We start from the raw sequence: 16,271 nt of genomic DNA on the forward strand, positions 1-16,271 counted from the left end.
GCCCCCGGGCTTTCCCCCGGTGGCGGCGTGCAAGAGAACATTACCTCACTCCGTGCGACGTCGGGACGCACCCCCGGGCGTGGAGTGGGAGCCATTCGCGCAGGCCGGGCGGGGCGGGGGGAGAATGGGGGCGTGGACAGGACGCCGAGGGACCGGGATGGCGAGGGACGGGCGCGGAGTGGGCGGCCGCGGGACGGGTTGGGGCGGCCGTTGCCGTACGGGGTCGAGGGGGTGCCCCGGCAGCCCGAGGGGGTCGTGCGGGCGCCGGACGAGACCGTGCGGGAGGCCCAGCGGCTGCTCGACGCGGGGATGCCGTTCCACGCGCACGAGGTCTTCGAGGACGCCTGGAAGAGCGGTCCCGCCGGGGAGCGGGACCTGTGGCAGGGGCTCGCCCAGCTGGCCGTGGGGCTCACGCACGCCGCCCGGGGCAACGCGGAGGGCGGCGCGCGGCTGCTGCTGCGCGGGGCCGCCCGGATCTCCGGGCAGGGCGATCCGTACGGGATCGATGTCGGCGGACTCGTCCGCTGGGCGCGCGCGTTGGCGGAGCGGGCGGGCGAGGTGACGGACGCCGCCGCCGAGGCGCCGCGCCTGCTGCGCCCCTGACGGCGGCCGACGCGGTCACCAGGTGAGGGGTAGTTCCAGGGGCGAGCGGTGGATCAGGGTCGGCCGCATCACGACCTCCCGGTCCTCGGCGAGCCGCAGGTCGGGGAAGCGGTGGGTGAACAGCTCCAGGGTGAGGCGGAGTTGGGTGCGGGCGAGCTGGGAGCCCGGGCAGCCGTGGGCGCCGTGGCCGAAGCCGACATGTCGGGTGGGGCTCGCGGGCCGGGTGATGTCGAAGGTGTCGGCGTCCCGGTGGCGAGCCTCGTCGCGGTTGGCGGAGCCGTAGGCGACGAAGACGGAGGCGCCGGCGGGTAGTTCGGTGCCCGCGACGACGACCGGTTTGGTCGTCGTGCGGCGGAAGCCCTGGACGGCGGTGTCGTAGCGGATCGCTTCCTCCACCGCCCCGGGTATGAGGTCGGGCCGGGTGCGGAGCAGCTCCCACTGGTCGCGGTGGCGCAGGAGGTGGAGCAGGGTCGTGCCGATCAGCGCGGTGGTCGTGAGGTGACCCGCGATGAGGAAGTTCTGGAGGTTGGCCACCAGTTCGGCGCGTTCGTCGAGGGTGAGCTCGCCGCTCATGTCCTGCGCCACGGTCGCGACCATCAGCGAGCAGAGGTCGTCGCACGGGTCGGCGTGCCGGGCGCGGGCGTAGCGGTCGAGGAGGTGATGGAGCGTCACTACGTCCTCGGCGGCCGCTAGTTGCTCGTCCTCCTTCATGGGGCGGAAGAGAAGTTGCTCCGCGCGGTGGCTCCCGTGCACGGCGATCGGCACGTCCTCGGGTGCCAGGCCGATGAGCCGGCCGATGACGGCCGCGGGCAGTCGGCCCGCGTAGGAGGCCATGAGTTCGGTGTGGCCCTCGGCGGCGAAGCCGTCGACGAGGGCGGTCGCGACCTCGGTGGCGTACGGCGCGAGGGCCGCCACCCGCGCGGCGTTGAGGCCCCGGTTGATCGGGGCCCGGTGGCGCCGGTGGGCGGCGCCGTCGGTGGAGACGACGGTCGGGCGCGGGGCGAAACCCCGGGCGAGGACGCCGAAGGCGGCGGGCGAGGGCAGGACGTCGGGCCGCAGGGAGCCCGAGGAGGAGAAGTCCTCGGGGCGCAGCAGCACCTCGCGCACGTCGGCGTCGCGGGCGACCAACCAGGCGTCGAGTTCGGGGACGAAGGTCAGACCGTCGGTCTGTCGCGCACGGGCGTAGAGGGGGTACGGGTCGCGCTGCAACGCGTCGAGCAGCTCGTGGGGTGCGTACGTCGTCGGGTCCACGCGGCGCCTCCGGTACGGGAAGGTGCGGAACGCGGGCGGCTGCCGGGTGCCCGCCCTCCCCCATCGTGACCGTCGACGCGTGCGCCTGGCTACGGCCCCGTGGCGGTCAGCGCGCGCTCCAGGACGGACGTGTGGCTGACGGACGGGTCCTTGGCCGCGGTGAGGAGGGTGACGCGACCGCGCGCGACGAGGGCGCGCAGCCCGTCGAGGGCCTCGGCCGCGGCGGGTTCGGCGAGCTCGTCCTCGTACCGCCGGCAGAACTCCTCGTAGGAGCCTGCCGCTCCGTGGTACCAGCGACGCAGTTCGGTGGAGGGGGTGAGGGCCTTGGGCCATTCGTCGACCTGGGCGTCGGTCTTGGCCAGACCGCGCGGCCAGAGGCGGTCCACGAGGACCCGTACGCCGTCGTCGGGGGACGGGGCTTCGTAGATCCGTCGGACGCGGATGTCCGGGGCGGGGGCTGGAGCTGGGGAGGGCATGGGTCCAGGGTGCCGGACGGGGCCGGCGCTCACATCTCGGTGGCCCGCCCCGTCGGCATGAGCGCGGGCAGCAGGACGGAGTCGACGAAGACGCGCATGGTCGAGGCGTCCGCGAACCGCTCCTCGAAGAGCCGCTCGATGCGGAGCATGCCGAGGAAGCAGGGGGCGACGAAGCCGATGGCCGGGTTCTCCCCGTCGATCTCGCCGCGTTCGACGGCCCGGCGGAGGATCGCGTCGATCGCCGCGACCTCGGGGCTGATGACGGTCTCACGGAGGGCCGCGCGCAGATCGGGGTACTGGACGTAGGCCTGGCTGACGGCCTCCATCAGCTCGGCGTCGTGGTCGCGGCGGGTCGCGGCGAGGTGGGCGGCCTCACGAAGGTCGCCGGCCAGGGTGCCGGTGTCGATGCCGGCGAAGAACGTGCAGCGCTGCTTGGCGAGGGCGGCAGTGACGAGCTGCGGCTTGGTCCCCCACTGGCGGTAGAGCGTCGCCTTGCCGCACTTGGTGCGGGCCGCGACTCCCTCCATGGTCACCGCGTCGTAGCCGCCCTCGCGGAGCAGGCAGAGCACCGCCTCGTACAGCTCGGTCTCCCGCTCGGGGGTGATCTTGCTGCGGCGGGCGGCGGCGCTCGCGGCCTGCGTGGACATGGCTTCCTCCCGGACAGCTCTCTGCACATACGAGAGTAGGGGGTGCACAATCGAGACGCAAACGTATCGAGACGCTTGCGTCTCGATGAATTCGGATCTAGGCTTCCTCCGTTTGCTGCCGAATTGACGGATTGACGCACGATGTGAGGGGGCCGCGGCATGGCTGCCGGGATACGCGGGACTCGGGGGACACGTCCCGCCGAACCGGAGCCGGATCGAGAAGGACCGCAGCCGGATCGAAAAGGACCGGAGGCCGGTCCGGAGGGACCGCGGACCGGTCCGGAACGTCCCGCGACGGCCGCTCCCCCGAGACCGCCCCTGCTGCGCGAGCTGCTGCTCGTCACCGCGCTCTTCCTCGTCTACAAGTTCGGCCGGCTCTTCGCCAACGGCCACGAGCTGCGCGCCTTCCACAACGCCGACCGGATCTGGGACGTCGAGCGGGCGTTCCACCTGCCCGGCGAGGGAGCGATCCAGGCGCTCCTCCTGCACGGCGACGGCGACGCGCTCGTCCGGGCCGCCAACACCTACTACGCGGCCGTGCACTTCCCTGCCACGGTCGTCTTCCTCGCCTGGCTCTACTGGCGCCGCCCCGCCCACTACCTCTGGTCCCGCCGGGTCCTCGCGCTGCTCACCGCCGCCGCGCTCGCGCTGCATCTACTGATGCCCCTCGCACCGCCCCGGATGCTGGCGGCGACGGGGCTCGTCGACACCGCGCGGGTGTACGGGCCGTCGGTCTACGGCGCGACGCCCGAGACGGACTCGATGGCGAACCAGTTCGCCGCGATGCCCTCGCTCCACTTCGGCTGGGCCCTGATGGTCGCGATCGGCCTGATCGTGGCGGGGCGCGGGCGGCTGCGCTGGCTGTGGCTGCTGCATCCCGCGCTGACCCTGCTGGTCATCGTCGGCACGGCCAACCACTACTGGTTCGACGCGCTCGCGGCGGCGGCCCTGCTCGGGCTCGCTCTCGCGGTCGTACGACCACCGGGCGAGGCTCCCACCGATCCCGACGACCGCGCCGACCTCATCGACGCCGGCGCCGTGCCGCGCGCCAGGACGCCCCGCCCGGCGGAGGCGCTGCGATGAACGGCCTCGACGGCACGGTGTTCGCCGTCCTGCTCTCCCTGGTCTCCGCCGCCGGGTACGCCCTCGCCGCGGTCGCCCAGTCCCGGCTCGCCTCGGCCTCCACCGGCGGCCGTGGCGCGCTCCGCGCGCTGCTCGCGCGCGGCCAGTGGTGGTGGGCGGTCGGCCTCAACGCGGCGGGCGCGCTCGCCCACGTGGCCGCGCTGCACTACGGCCCGCTGACGCTCGTTCAGCCGCTGGGCGCGCTCACGCTCGTGGCCGCCCTGCCCCTGGGCGCGTACTGCGCACGGCGCCGGGTGACCCGCGCCGAGTGGCGCGGCGCGCTCCTGACCCTGGCCGGGCTCGTCGCCCTCGTCTCGGTCACAGGGCCGGCGGCCCCCGGCGACGCACTGACCCTCCAGGAAGCCCTGATCGTCGCGGCGGCGACGGCCTTCCTGATCGCGACCCTGGCGTCGGGGAGCCGGTACGGAGCGCTGCGGGGCGGGCGGCGGCGCGGGCGGGGACTCGGGCACGCCACGGCTTCCGGGGTCGCCTCGGGCGTGGGTTCCGCCCTGACGCAGACGCTCACCGCCGCGCTCGCGCGGGAGTTGCCGGGTGGGGTGCCGGTCTGGTGGCAGACGGCACTCATCGCCGTACTGATCTCCGCCTTCGCCGTGGGCGGGCTGCTGCTCTCGCAGGCCGCCTACCGTGGCGGCCTCGCCGCCCCGCTCGCCGTCGTGAACCTCTCCAACCCGGCCGCGGCCGCCGTCATCGGCGTGGCCCTGCTCGGCGAAACGTTCCGCGCGGGTGCGTGGGGCTGGCTGGTCGCGGCCGCCGCCTCGCTGGTCGCGGCGCGGGGCGTGGTGCTCCTGACGACCGGCGCGGGGACAGCCCCCGTACCGCCGGCCCAGGCTCAAGCCCAGGTTCCGGCTCCGACTCCGTCACCGATCGTGGCCTCGGGTCAGCCGCTGCCCGCTCCCCTCACCGACGAGACCGCCCCGGCTTCGGCCACCCCCGCGATCGTCGTCTGACGCACGTACTGGATAGCTGAACTATCCTCTAAGGGGAGGATAGAACTCCCCTACCGTGTCGAGCCGATGGGAACGGTGGAATCCTTTTGCGCCTCTCCGAGTTGAGCGACCGCGGTGGCGTGTCCGTGGCCACCGTGAAGTACTACCTGCGCGAGGGGCTCCTGCCCCCCGGAACTCCTGTCACCGCTCGACAGTCGGAGTACGGCGAGGAGCATGTGCGCAGGCTGCGCCTGGTACGGGCGCTCCTCACGGTCGGCGGGATGACGATCCAGCAGGCCCGGGACGTCCTGGCGGTCTCGGACGACCCCGCGTTCGGCCGCCACGAGCGCGTCGGCATCGCCCAGTACATGCTCGGCCCGCAGATCACCCCGCCCGACGCCGCCGACCCGGAACGCGCGCCCTGGGACGAGGTCTTCGCCGAGATGCGGGGGCTGCTCACCGACATGGGCTGGCGGGTGTTCGACGAGGCGCCCGCGCTCGCCGCGCTGACCCGGGCGGTCCTGACGCTCCGCGAGCTGGGCTACCGGGGCGGCACCGAGGACATCCGGCGGTATGCGGAGGTGATGCATCCGATCGCCGCCGAGGAGTACGACGTGATGGCCGAGTACCCGGTCCTGGAGGAGGCGATCGAGGCGGCGGTCGCGTACACGGTGCTGTACGAACCGATCCTGCTGTCCCTGCGCCGCCTGGCCCACGAGGACGTCTCGGCCCAGCTGTACAGGTACCCGCCGGAGGACCAATCGGATCCGGAGTCGGATCCGGAGTCGGATCCGGAGTCGGATCCAGAGGGCGAGACAAGCGCCGCCTCCGACCCCGAGCCCCCTATTTCGTCATCTTGACCAAAAGAGCCTGAACCCCCTATCGTCAACATGACGACAAGGGGGAGTTTCTCATGGCCGACATCACCCGCCGCGCCGGCTGGCGCCACCTGCGGTCCGCACCCACCGCGCACATCCGCCACCACCGGCGCGGACGCCTCGTCCACGACGGCACGGGGCTCAGCTTCTGGTACCGCTCGCTCTCCGCCGCGCTCTCCGAAGTGCCGGTGAACGACCGCGAGCTGGCCATGGCCTTCCACGCCCGTACCGCCGACTTCCAGGACGTGAGCGTGCAGTCCACCGTCACGTACCGCATCGGCGAGCCGGACGCGGCGGCCACCCGGCTCGACTTCTCCATCGACCCGGACACCGGCGCCTGGCGCGGCGCTCCCCTCGAACAGATCGCCACCCTGCTGACCGAGACGGCCCAGCAGCACGCGCTCGACGTCCTGGCCCGCACGCCGCTGGCGGTGGCCCTCGTCGACGGCGTGGCGGCGGTACGGGACCGGATCGCGGACGGGCTCGCGGCCGAACCGCGACTGCCCGCCACCGGGATCGAGGTGGTGGCGGTGCGGGTGGTGGCGATCCGTCCGGAGCCGGAGGTCGAACGGGCGCTGCGCACCCCGGCACGCGAGCAGATCCAGCAGGAGGCGGACCGCGCGACCTACGAGCGCCGTGCCGTGGCCGTCGAGCGCGAGCGGACCATCGCCGAGAACGAGCTCGCCAGCAAGATCGAACTGGCCCGGCAGGAGGAGCGGCTCGTCGACCAGCGCGGCACCAACGCGCGGCGCGAGGCGGAGGAGAGCGCCGCCGCCGACGCCGTACGGGCGGAGGCGGAGGCGGCGCGGAAGGTCCGGCTCGCGCGGGCCGAGGCCGAAGCGGCGCGTGAGGTCGGCGAGGCGCAGGCGGCGGCCCAGGCGGCCTGGCTCCGGGTGCACGCCGAGGTCGACCCGAGCACGCTGCACGCCCTCGCGGCGACCGCGGCGGCGGCGAACCTGCCGCGGATCGAGAGCGTCACCGTCTCCCCGGACATCCTGACCGCGCTGCTCGGCAGGCTGGCCAGCGGCGGCGGGACGGGCGGGACGTCGTCGTGAGCCTGGCGCCGCGCGCGGTGCTCGTGCACCGCACCACGGAGTACGAGGAGTTGCTCGCGCGGCACGGTACGCACGGGCAGGCGGCGTTCTTCCTGTCGAGCCGGGGCCGGAGCATCGAGGACGTACGGCGGCGGTACGAGCGGAACCGGCAGGCGCTCACGGAGGTGGCGGCGGCCGTGCCGCTGTCGTGGCGGCAGGCGCGGGTGGAGCGCGCGGACCTGGACCGGTTCCTCTTCGGCCCCGAGGACGTCGTGGTGGTCGTCGGGCAGGACGGCTTGGTCGCCAACGCCGCCAAGTACCTGTCCGGGCAGCCGGTCGTCGGCGTCGACACCGACCCGGGCCGGAACCCGGGCGTGCTCGTCCGGCACCGGGCGGCGGACGCGGGGGCGCTGCTGAGGGCGGCGGCCGCCCCGGCGGCAGGGGCGGACGAGCTCACGATGGTGGAGGCGGTGACGGACGACGCGCAGCGGCTCCTCGCCCTGAACGAGATCTACCTCGGCCCGCCGAGTCACCAGACCGCGCGCTACACCCTCACGGTCGAGGGCGCCGAGTCGCCGCCCGAACCGCAGGCGTCCTCGGGCGTCCTGGTCGGTACGGGCACGGGGGCGACGGGCTGGCTGCGCTCCCTGTGGCACGAGCGCTCCAGCGAGCTGGCGCTCCCCGGCCCGTCGGCCCGCCGCCTCGCCTGGTTCGTCCGCGAGGCCTGGCCCTCCCCGACGACGGGCACGACGCGTGTCGAGGGCGCCCTGACCCCCGACACGTCGCTGCGCCTCACGGTGGAGTCGGACCGCATGGTCGCCTTCGGCGACGGCATGGAATCGGACACTTTGGACCTGACGTGGGGCCAGACGATCCGCGTGGGCGTCGCCGCGACGACCTTGCGACTCGTGGGGTGAACGCGGTTCTGCCCACGGCCGGAAACCGCCGTCGCGGGCGTCGGGCGAGTCGGCAGGTCGCTATGCTCGGGGCGCTTTGCCCGGTTCTGATACTCCCTCGGCCGCCGAAGGAACCTCATGACGCTCCCCGCCACCGGCTCCCTCCAGGTCTCCCGCGCGACGCTCCAGGACTGGGCGGTCGTACGACGGTGGTGCGTCGACGAGGGGTGGAACCCGGGCGTGGCGGACGCGGACGCGTTCTTCGCCCAGGACTCCGAGGGGTTCTTCCTCGGGCGGGTCGACGGGGAGCCCGTCTCGGCGATCTCGGTGGTCAACTACAGCGACCGGTACGCCTTCCTCGGCTTCTATCTCGTCCGCCCCGACCTGCGCGGCCTCGGGCACGGGCTCGCGACCTGGCGCACCGCGCTGGCCCACGCCGGCGACCGGTCCGTCGGGCTCGACGGGGTGCCTGACCAGCAGGACAACTACCGCCGCTCCGGCTTCTCCTCCGTCCACCGCACGGCACGGTACGTCGGTGAGCCGAGCGCCCCGGACTCCCTCGGCGGCTCCGGCGCGCCCGACCCGCACATCGTCCCGGCCCTCGACGTCGACCCCGCCGTCCTCGCCGCGTACGACAGCGCCTGCCACCACGCCGAGCGCCCCCGTTTCCTCGCCGCGTGGCTGGCCACGCCCGGTCACCGGGCCCTGGCGCGGGTCGTCGACGGGCGCCTGACGGGGTACGGCGTGGTACGGCCGGCCGAGGACGAGGCGCGTGTGGGGCCGCTGTTCGCCGACACGCCGGCCGACGCGGCGGCCCTCCTCGACGCCCTCGCCGCGGAAGCGCGGGCGTTCGGCTCGGCCGGGATCGCCGTCGACATGCCGGAGGCTCATCCGGAGGCCGCCCGGATCGCGCTCGACCGGGGCCTGGAGCCGACGTTCGAGACGGCGCGGATGTACACCGGGCCGGTCCGGCCGATCGCGCGCGAGCGGGTCTTCGGCGTCACGACCCTCGAACTCGGCTGACACCGGGCGGCGCCGTCCGCGCCTTCGGCCGCGGGTGACGGTCGGCCGCCAGCACCGGGGGCCGCCCTCCAGCACCGTGGCTGTCCTCCAGTACCGGTCCGTCCTCTAAGACCGGGCCGTCCCGTCCTCTTAATACCGGGCAGCACAAAGCCGACGAGTCCGTCCCTTCCCCGCCCTCCCCCTCCCCACTCCCCCACCGCTCCCTCGGGCTCCCCGGCGGGCCCTCCCCCACCCCCCTCGGGGGGCGACAAGGGTTTTCCCCGTATCGGGTTCATCTCGTCGTTCCCTACTGTCTGCCGCACCGGCAGATCCCTTCCCTCCGAACCACCCCGACTGACAGGTCCATGTGGAGCGGTGGGTAATCTCCGCCGGTGGCGGCCTTGACCCGGGCCGTCGCGTCGCCGGTGGCGGCGCACGGGCCCCCCAGCCCAAGGGACCGACGGACCGCGACCCCACTTCGCCCCGTGGCTCCCGCGCCGCCGCCACTGCACCGCACCTACGTCGTGCTTGAAAGGGAACACATTGAACAGTTCCAGGCGGAGAGTCATATCCGTCGTGGTCGCGAGTGCCGCGATCATCGGCGCCGCTGCCACCTCCTCCGGGGCGTTCGCCGCCGCCCCGGCCGCTGTCACGCCGAAGCCCGCTCCGGCCGCACAGGCGATGACCGCGCTGCCCAGCGCTCCGGTCGAGAAGGTCATCGTCACCTACAAGGCCAAGACCGCCGAGGCCGGCTCCAACGACGCGGTCAAGACCGACGCTCGGGCCAAGGCCGCCAAGACCGGCGAGAGCCTCGCCTTCGAGCGCCGCCTCGCCGGCGGTGCCGCCCTGGTCGACCTGGGTGGCAGCGCCACCAAGCAGGACGTCGCCGAGGTCATGGACGCGTTCCGCGCCGACCCGCAGGTCGCTTCGGTCGAGCCCGACATCCGCGCCTACGCGATGGCGGTCACCCCGAACGACACCGAGTACGCCAAGCAGTGGGACCTCTTCGAGGCCACCGGCGGCATGAACGTCCCGACCGCCTGGGACAAGACGACCGGCTCCGGCGTGACCGTCGCCGTCATCGACACCGGCTACGCGGCCCACACGGACCTCGCGAGCAATGTCGTCAACGGTTACGACTTCATCTCCGACTCCGCGGACGCCCGCGACGGCAACGGCCGTGACGCGAACGCCAAGGATGAGGGCGACTGGAACGCCACCGACAACGAGTGCGGCGTCGGCTCCAAGGCCTCCAACTCCTCCTGGCACGGCACCCACGTGGCGGGCACCATCGGCGCCGTCACCAGCAACACCAAGGGCATCGCGGGCATCGCGTACAACGCGAAGATCCAGCCCGTGCGCGTGCTCGGCAAGTGCGGCGGTTCCTCCGCCGACATCGCCGACGCCATCACCTGGGCGTCCGGCGGCTCCGTCCCGGGTGTCGCCGCCAACGCGACCCCGGCGAAGGTCATCAACCTGAGCCTGGGCGGCGCCAGTTCCACCTGCCCGAGCGTCTACCAGACCGCGATCAACGGCGCCGTCTCGCGCGGTACCACCGTCGTCGTCGCCGCGGGCAACAGCAACGCCAACACCTCCGGCTTCACCCCCGCGAACTGCTCGAACGTCATCACCGTGGCGTCGACCAGCCGTGAGGGCAACCGTTCGTTCTACTCGAACTACGGCTCCATCGTGGACGTGGCCGCGCCGGGCGGCGAGACCCGCCGCGGTACGGACACCCCGGGTACGGTCACCACGCCGCAGAACGGCATCTACTCCACGCTGAACTCCGGCACGACGACTCAGTCCGCCGAGAACTACGCGCCCTACCAGGGCACCTCGATGGCCGCGCCGCACATCGCCGGCCTGGCCGCGCTGCTGAAGTCGGCGAAGACGAGCCTCACCCCGGCCGAGATCGAGTCCGCGATCAAGTCCAACGCCCGCCCGCTGCCCGGCACCTGCACCGGCGGCTGCGGAACCGGCATCGCCGACGCCGCGAAGACCGTGGACGCCGTCACCACCACGACGCCGCCCACGGGCACCGTCTTCACGAACGCGACCGATGTCACGATCGCCGACAACGCCACCGTGTCGTCCACGATCAACGTCACCGGCCGCACCGGCAACGCCCCCGCCGCCCTCAAGGTCGGCGTGGACATCAAGCACACCTGGCGCGGGGACCTGGTCATCGACCTGATCGCCCCCGACGGCACGGTGCGCAACCTGAAGGCCTCCTCCGGCTCGGACAGCGCCGACGATGTCGTCACCACGTACACCGTCGACGCCTCCAGCGAGGTCGCCAACGGCGCCTGGAAGCTTCAGGTCCGCGATGTGGCTTCGGGTGACACCGGCTACATCAACTCGTGGAACCTGACCTTCTGAGCCCCACCTGAACCACCCCCCACATCAGCATCATTGCTGGTCAGCGACGCGCTCGTGGTCTACACCACGGGCGCGTCCTGGCGTGGTGACGGCGAAGCGCTGTCCGTATGCCGGACAAAGGGCCTGGACTGCGCCGGTGCGCTCCGTATTCTCTGCCCCACGGGGCTCACGGGCCGGGCCCCGAGTGCCGGAGGGGGGTGGACGGGTGACGACAGCGCCGCACGCTCCGCCGCGCCCCGCGGGCGTGGGGGGAACCCCGCCGCCGGTGGGCCGCGACGAGCTGCTCTCCCGGCTCGAACGCGTCCTCCATTCCCGGGGCCGGGCTTTCCTCACGGGCACCGCGGGAGTCGGCAAGACCGAGGTCGCGCTCGCCGAGGCGGCCCGGGCGGAGGCCCGGGGCGAAACGGTCCTGTGGCTGGCCACCCTGCCGGCCGACCGCGAGATGCCGGGCGCGGTGGCGGCCGCCCTCGTCGCCTCGGCGGCGGCGACCGTGACCTGGCCGGGCCTCCCCGACCCGACGGCGCCGGCCGAGCCGAAGGCCCCTGCCGCGACACCGCGGGTGCCCGCGCCCCGTACCGATCTGGCGTCCGGAGTCTTCGACGGGCTGCCCGGGCCGCAGCGGACCGCGGTCGCCATGCTCTGCCGGGAGGCGCCGCTGCAGGACGGCGGCTGGGACCCGATCGCGCTGCGCCTCGGCATCGCCCAGATCCTGCGGGCCCTCACCGCCCGCGGCCCCGCCCTGCTCGTGGTCGACGGCGTGCAGCACATCGACGCCGACAGCGCCGACCTGCTCCGTTTCGCCCTGCACCTGGCCCCGCCCGCGCTGCGGGTCATCGCGATCGAGACCCCCGAGGCGTACGGCTCCGAGGACAGCCACGACACCCGGCTCTGGGTGCCGTCGGAGGCAGACATCCTGCTCGTGCCGCCGCTGCACGCCGACGAGATCGCCGAACTGCTCATCCACCACCGGCTGCCGTCCCGGATGGCGGGCCGCATCCACAAGGCGAGCGGCGGCAACCCGCGCCTCGCGCTCGCCGTGGGCCGCTCGCTCGCCGACGCGCGCACCCCCGTCCACCACGCCGAGGCGCTCACCCTGTCCGGCCGGGCCCGCGATCTGGCGCGGCAGCTGCTCGGCGCCGCGCCGCCCTCCGTACGGGAGACGCTGCTGCTCGCCGCCCTCGCCCTGCGGCCCACGGCGGCGCTGATCCGGCGAGCCGGGCGCCCCAACGCGGAGGCGGACCTCGCCGCCGCCGAGCGGGCCGACCTGGTGTCGCTCGCCGAGGACGGCACCGTCGCCTTCACCGCCGGGCTGCTCCCCTCGACCCTGGTGCACGACGCCTGCTGGGCGGAGCGCAGCGCGGGCCACGCGGCACTCGCCGGGGTCGTGGACGACTCGGTCGAGGCGGTACGGCACCGGGCGCTCGCCACCGACATCCCCGACGAGGCCCTTGCGGCCGAGGTCGCCGCCGCGGCCGATCTCGCCCGGCGCCGGGGCAACAGCGCGCTCGCCGCCGAACTGGCCCTGCTCGCCGCCGAGTCGACACCCGTCCAGCACGCTGCGCAGCGAATCACCCGGCTTGTGGACGCGGCCGAGGAGGCCGCCAGGGCGGCGCGGGCGGACCTCGCGATGCGGGCCGCGAGCGATCTGCTGGCCCGTGACGCGGCCCGGTCCGACCGGGTACGGGCCCGGCTCGCCGTCCTGGACACGGCAGGGCAGGGGCTTACGGGCCTGGACGAGATGTACGTGCACGCGATGGAGGACTCGGAGGGCGACACCGCGCTGCGGGCCGGGGTGCTTCTCCGACTGGCCGTCAAGTACGTGCTCGCGGACGGAGATCCGCTGCGCTCGCGGGCCGCGGCGGTCGAATCGGCCGCGCTGGCCGCCTCGGTGGGCGATCCCCGGACTGCGGCGCAGGCCCTGACCGTACAGGCGCGGATGGACCGGGCGCTCGGGGCGTCGGACGCGGAGTCGGTGCTGGCGCAGGCGCGGGGCCTGGAGATGGCGGAGCGGCCGCTCGGAATCCGTAACGCGGCACAAATTCTGACGATCCGTCACACCCTTTTCGACGATCGGCTGACCGACGCCCGTGACCAGCTGAACGCGCTGCTGCCGCTGGTGCAGCGGCGCGGTTCGGTGGAGGACACGATCGAGCTGTTCTCCACGCTCGCCGCGATCGAGTCCCGGATCGGGGCCTGCCCGGCGGCGCTCGTGCACGCGGGCCAGTCCCTCGCGCTGACCCTGGAGGCGGGCCTCTCCCCCGGGCCCGCCTGGTACACGCTCGCGCTCGCCGAGACGGCCGGCGGCAGCTTCGCGCGGGCCGCGAGCTACGCGAGGCGCAGCGTCCAGGCCTCGGAGGAGGAGGGCGACCGGGTCTTCCTGTCCCGCAGCCTCTACGCCCTGGGGCGGGTCCAGTTGGTCAACGGCGATGTCGCCTCGGCCCTGGAGACACTGCGCCGGGTGCAGGCGAACGAGCGGGCGCAGTCGACCGTCGATCCGTCGATGCTGCGCTGGCACGAGGAGCTCGCGGAGGCCCTGCTCGCCAACGACGCCGCGCAGGAGGCGGTCGATCTGCTGGCCGGGGTGCGTCCGGTGGCGGAGGAGCTGGGCCGTACGACCGTCCTGCTCGGCTGCGACCGGGCGTACGCCCTGTACCTCGCCGGGTGCGGGCGGACCGACGAGGCGGCGGAGCTGCTCACCGGCACGGCCGAGCGGTTCGCGGCGGCGGGTCTTCCGCTGGAGCACGGGCGGGCGCTGTTCGCGCTGGCGCGGGTGGAGCGCAGGCGCAGGCGCCGCTCGGCGGCGCAGAGCGCGCTGCAGGCGGCGGCCACCGCGTTCGAGCGGGCGGGGGCGGCCCCCTGGCTCGCGCTGGTGCGCGAGACCCCGGCCGGGGAGGACGCCTCACCGGCGCTCTCGTCGCTGACCGACGCCGAGCTGCGGCTCGCCCACCTGGTGGGCCAGGGCGCCAGCAACCAGGAGGCGGCGGCCAAGCTCTACCTGAGCGTGAAGACCGTCGAGGCGCGCCTCACCCGCATCTACCAGAAGCTCGACGTCCGCTCCCGCGCCCAACTGGCGACGGCGCTGCGCGGCTGAGGGCGTCCGGTCGTCGCTCGGTCAGACCGTGAAGGGCCGCTGGCGCAGGAACGTGGGGGCTGGGGTTCCCGTCGTGTAGAGGTTGGGGCTCTGGGTGGCCGGAAGGCGACTCTGGATGGCGCGGTGGAAGGAGCGGTAGCCGCCGCGGAAGGCGCCCTGGTCCCAGACCTCCAGGAGGGCCGCCGTGAAGGCGCCGTTCTTGTCGCCGTCCATGGAGAACTGATTGTCCTGGCAGCCCGAGATCAGGAGCGCCGTCGCCTCGCCCGCCCCGTTCGGGGAGTCCTTCGCGAGGGAGCGCTGCAGGTCCTCGAAGAAGCCCTGGTCGCGCGCGTAGATCTCCTGCTGCCGGAAGGGCGGCATCAGGCGGACGGCGGCATCCGACGGGCCGTCCCCGGGCGCCTCGATACCGGTGCCGCTGTGGCAGCAGTCGAGGAGGGCCACGATCCGCACCCCGTCGGCGAAGGCCCGGAACTCCCGGTTCACCTCGTCGTCGAGGAACTGGCGGTCGAAGAGCACGAGGGTCTCGTCGAGGGCGTCCGCCTCTTCGTCGTCCCCGGCGGCGTCCGGTATCTGGCCGCCGTGGCCCGAGTAGGTGAAGAGCAGGATGTCGCCGGGGCCGAGACTCCCCGCGGCCTCGCGGAGCGCGGCGGTGACCTGGTCGACGGTGCCGTCGGGGGTCAGCAGGACGGTGTCGGAGAAGCCCGCGGTGCGGGCCAGGCCGGCCATGTCCCGGGCATCGTTCTCGCAGGCCATGAGGGCGCCGTCCCAGCCTTCGTAACGGGCGGGGTCGACCTTGTTCAGTCCGACGTGGAGGGAGATTCCGGCGGGCATGAGGTGCCTCCTTCAACAAGGTGGGGAGGGAGACACCGGGCGGCTGATCGAGTGGCCTCTGCGCCCGGTGCCGAGCGCGACCCTTCATGCGCGGTACTTACATCGTATGGAACCGACCGATCCCTCGCCTTCCGCACCGCATCCGCGCGGGAGCAAGCCGCGCCAGGACTCGCTCGCCGACCGCACCGGCTACGACGAGGACTTCCTGGGACCGACCGTGCCGCTGCCGCTGCCCGTGCGCGCCGCCGTGAAGACGGTGATCCTGCCGTACACCCATTTCACGGTGGTCTTCCGGCCCGACCGGCGGCTCGCCGCCTCGACCGCCGTCTGTATCGACGGCGGCCAACTGGCCGAGGACGTACCCCGGGACGACGTCTGGCTGTTCGACCCGCGGCTGCCCGAGGAGCAGCAGGCGGGCAACGACATCTACCGGAACAACAGTCTCGACCGGGGCCATCTGGTCCGCCGGCTCGATCCGGTGTGGGGCGCGGCGGCGGTCGCGAGCCTGGCCAACACCGACAGCTTCCACTACACGAACGCGGCGCCGCAGTCGGACGTCTTCAACCAGGGCAAGCAGCTGTGGCAGGGGCTTGAGAACCATCTCCTTGACCACGCGGCCGAGTTCGACCGGCGGCTCACGGTGCTCACGGGCCCGGTGCTGCACGACTCCGACCCGCCCTACCGGGGTATCCAGGTGCCGCTGCGGTTCTGGAAGGTGGCCGCGTTCATGCAGGACGGGGCGCTGGCCTCGACCGCGTACGTCCTCGACCAGAGCCCGGATCTGAGCCGGGACGCCGAGCGGGCGCTCGCCGGGGCGAAGGCGGGCGCGCCGCCGCCGCTCGGCCCGTTCCGGACCTTCCAGGTGCCGGTCTCGGACATCGCCGAGCTCACCGAGCTGGACTTCGGGCCGCTGCCGGACGTCGATCTGATGCCGCCGTTCCGGGCGCCGGAGGACCGCTGGCGACGCCTCGAGTCGTTCGACGACATCGTGCTGCAGGGCTGACCCCGGGGCGGGGCCGACTCAGGGGGCGGGCCGTCTCCGGATCGGCCCGTCGCCCGTGTCCGGATCGGCCCGTCGCCCGTTTGCCACCGTCCCTGCCCGGTGAAACGATGA

General features: G+C 73.7%; 14 protein-coding genes. 10 read left to right on the forward strand and 4 right to left on the reverse strand.

Annotated elements, in window-relative coordinates:
- The first annotated feature begins 132 nt into the window (after positions 1-132).
- The gene (locus tag ACWCO8_RS07205; RefSeq protein ID WP_451031350.1) at positions 133-603 is read left to right on the forward strand and encodes a DUF309 domain-containing protein; all 471 of its coding nucleotides are present in this window, start codon (positions 133-135) and stop codon (positions 601-603) included.
- Positions 604-618: 15 nt separating this feature from the next.
- Here the strand turns inward: ACWCO8_RS07205 and ACWCO8_RS07210 are convergent, their stop codons facing one another.
- The 3 genes from ACWCO8_RS07210 to ACWCO8_RS07220 form a co-directional block, all read right to left on the reverse strand.
- Entirely contained in the window at positions 619-1,854 is a 1,236-nt protein-coding gene (locus ACWCO8_RS07210) for a cytochrome P450 (RefSeq protein WP_451031351.1), read from the reverse strand.
- Positions 1,855-1,943: 89 nt separating this feature from the next.
- Positions 1,944-2,330, reverse strand: coding sequence for a DUF488 domain-containing protein (locus ACWCO8_RS07215; protein WP_451031352.1), 387 nt, complete (start codon positions 2,328-2,330; stop codon positions 1,944-1,946).
- A gap of 29 nt (positions 2,331-2,359) precedes the next feature.
- Positions 2,360-2,977, reverse strand: a complete 618-nt coding sequence (locus ACWCO8_RS07220; protein WP_451031353.1) for a TetR/AcrR family transcriptional regulator — start codon at positions 2,975-2,977, stop codon at positions 2,360-2,362.
- Positions 2,978-3,136: 159 nt separating this feature from the next.
- Here ACWCO8_RS07220 and ACWCO8_RS07225 point away from each other — a divergent pair, with 159 nt between their 5' ends.
- The 8 genes from ACWCO8_RS07225 to ACWCO8_RS07260 all read left to right on the forward strand — a co-directional run bounded on the left by ACWCO8_RS07225 (position 3,137) and on the right by ACWCO8_RS07260 (position 14,326).
- Positions 3,137-4,060 carry a phosphatase PAP2 family protein gene (locus ACWCO8_RS07225; protein WP_451031354.1) on the forward strand — a complete coding sequence of 308 codons (924 nt, stop codon included), beginning with the start codon at positions 3,137-3,139 and terminating at the stop codon, positions 4,058-4,060.
- A complete protein-coding gene (locus tag ACWCO8_RS07230; protein WP_451031355.1) occupies positions 4,057-5,067 on the forward strand; it encodes a DMT family transporter in 1,011 nt (336 codons plus the stop codon). Before ACWCO8_RS07225 ends, ACWCO8_RS07230 begins: the two co-directional genes overlap by 4 nt.
- 101 nt (positions 5,068-5,168) lie before the next feature.
- A complete protein-coding gene (locus ACWCO8_RS07235) occupies positions 5,169-5,906 on the forward strand; it encodes a MerR family transcriptional regulator (protein ID WP_451031356.1) in 738 nt (245 codons plus the stop codon).
- Between the two features lie 53 nt (positions 5,907-5,959).
- Positions 5,960-6,979 carry an SPFH domain-containing protein gene (locus ACWCO8_RS07240; RefSeq protein ID WP_451031357.1) on the forward strand — a complete coding sequence of 340 codons (1,020 nt, stop codon included), beginning with the start codon at positions 5,960-5,962 and terminating at the stop codon, positions 6,977-6,979.
- Entirely contained in the window at positions 6,976-7,875 is a 900-nt protein-coding gene (locus ACWCO8_RS07245; protein ID WP_362002801.1) for a hypothetical protein, read from the forward strand. Before ACWCO8_RS07240 ends, ACWCO8_RS07245 begins: the two co-directional genes overlap by 4 nt.
- Before the next feature lie 117 nt (positions 7,876-7,992).
- Positions 7,993-8,877: a GNAT family N-acetyltransferase gene (locus ACWCO8_RS07250; RefSeq protein WP_451031358.1), complete on the forward strand. Its 885-nt coding sequence runs from the start codon at positions 7,993-7,995 to the stop codon at positions 8,875-8,877.
- Positions 8,878-9,537: 660 nt separating this feature from the next.
- Positions 9,538-11,235: a S8 family peptidase gene (locus tag ACWCO8_RS07255; protein WP_451031445.1), complete on the forward strand. Its 1,698-nt coding sequence runs from the start codon at positions 9,538-9,540 to the stop codon at positions 11,233-11,235.
- A gap of 205 nt (positions 11,236-11,440) precedes the next feature.
- Positions 11,441-14,326: an AAA family ATPase gene (locus ACWCO8_RS07260; protein ID WP_451031359.1), complete on the forward strand. Its 2,886-nt coding sequence runs from the start codon at positions 11,441-11,443 to the stop codon at positions 14,324-14,326.
- Positions 14,327-14,347: 21 nt separating this feature from the next.
- Here the strand turns inward: ACWCO8_RS07260 and ACWCO8_RS07265 are convergent, their stop codons facing one another.
- Positions 14,348-15,157, reverse strand: a complete 810-nt coding sequence (locus tag ACWCO8_RS07265; protein ID WP_451031360.1) for a caspase family protein — start codon at positions 15,155-15,157, stop codon at positions 14,348-14,350.
- A 106-nt stretch (positions 15,158-15,263) separates the two neighbouring features.
- On the opposite strand from ACWCO8_RS07265, the gene ACWCO8_RS07270 reads away from it, so the two are divergent.
- A complete protein-coding gene (locus tag ACWCO8_RS07270) occupies positions 15,264-16,160 on the forward strand; it encodes a DNA/RNA non-specific endonuclease (protein WP_451031361.1) in 897 nt (298 codons plus the stop codon).
- The last annotated feature ends 111 nt before the right edge of the window (positions 16,161-16,271 follow it).

It is taken from the genome of Streptomyces sp. NPDC001927, from assembly GCF_053594455.1.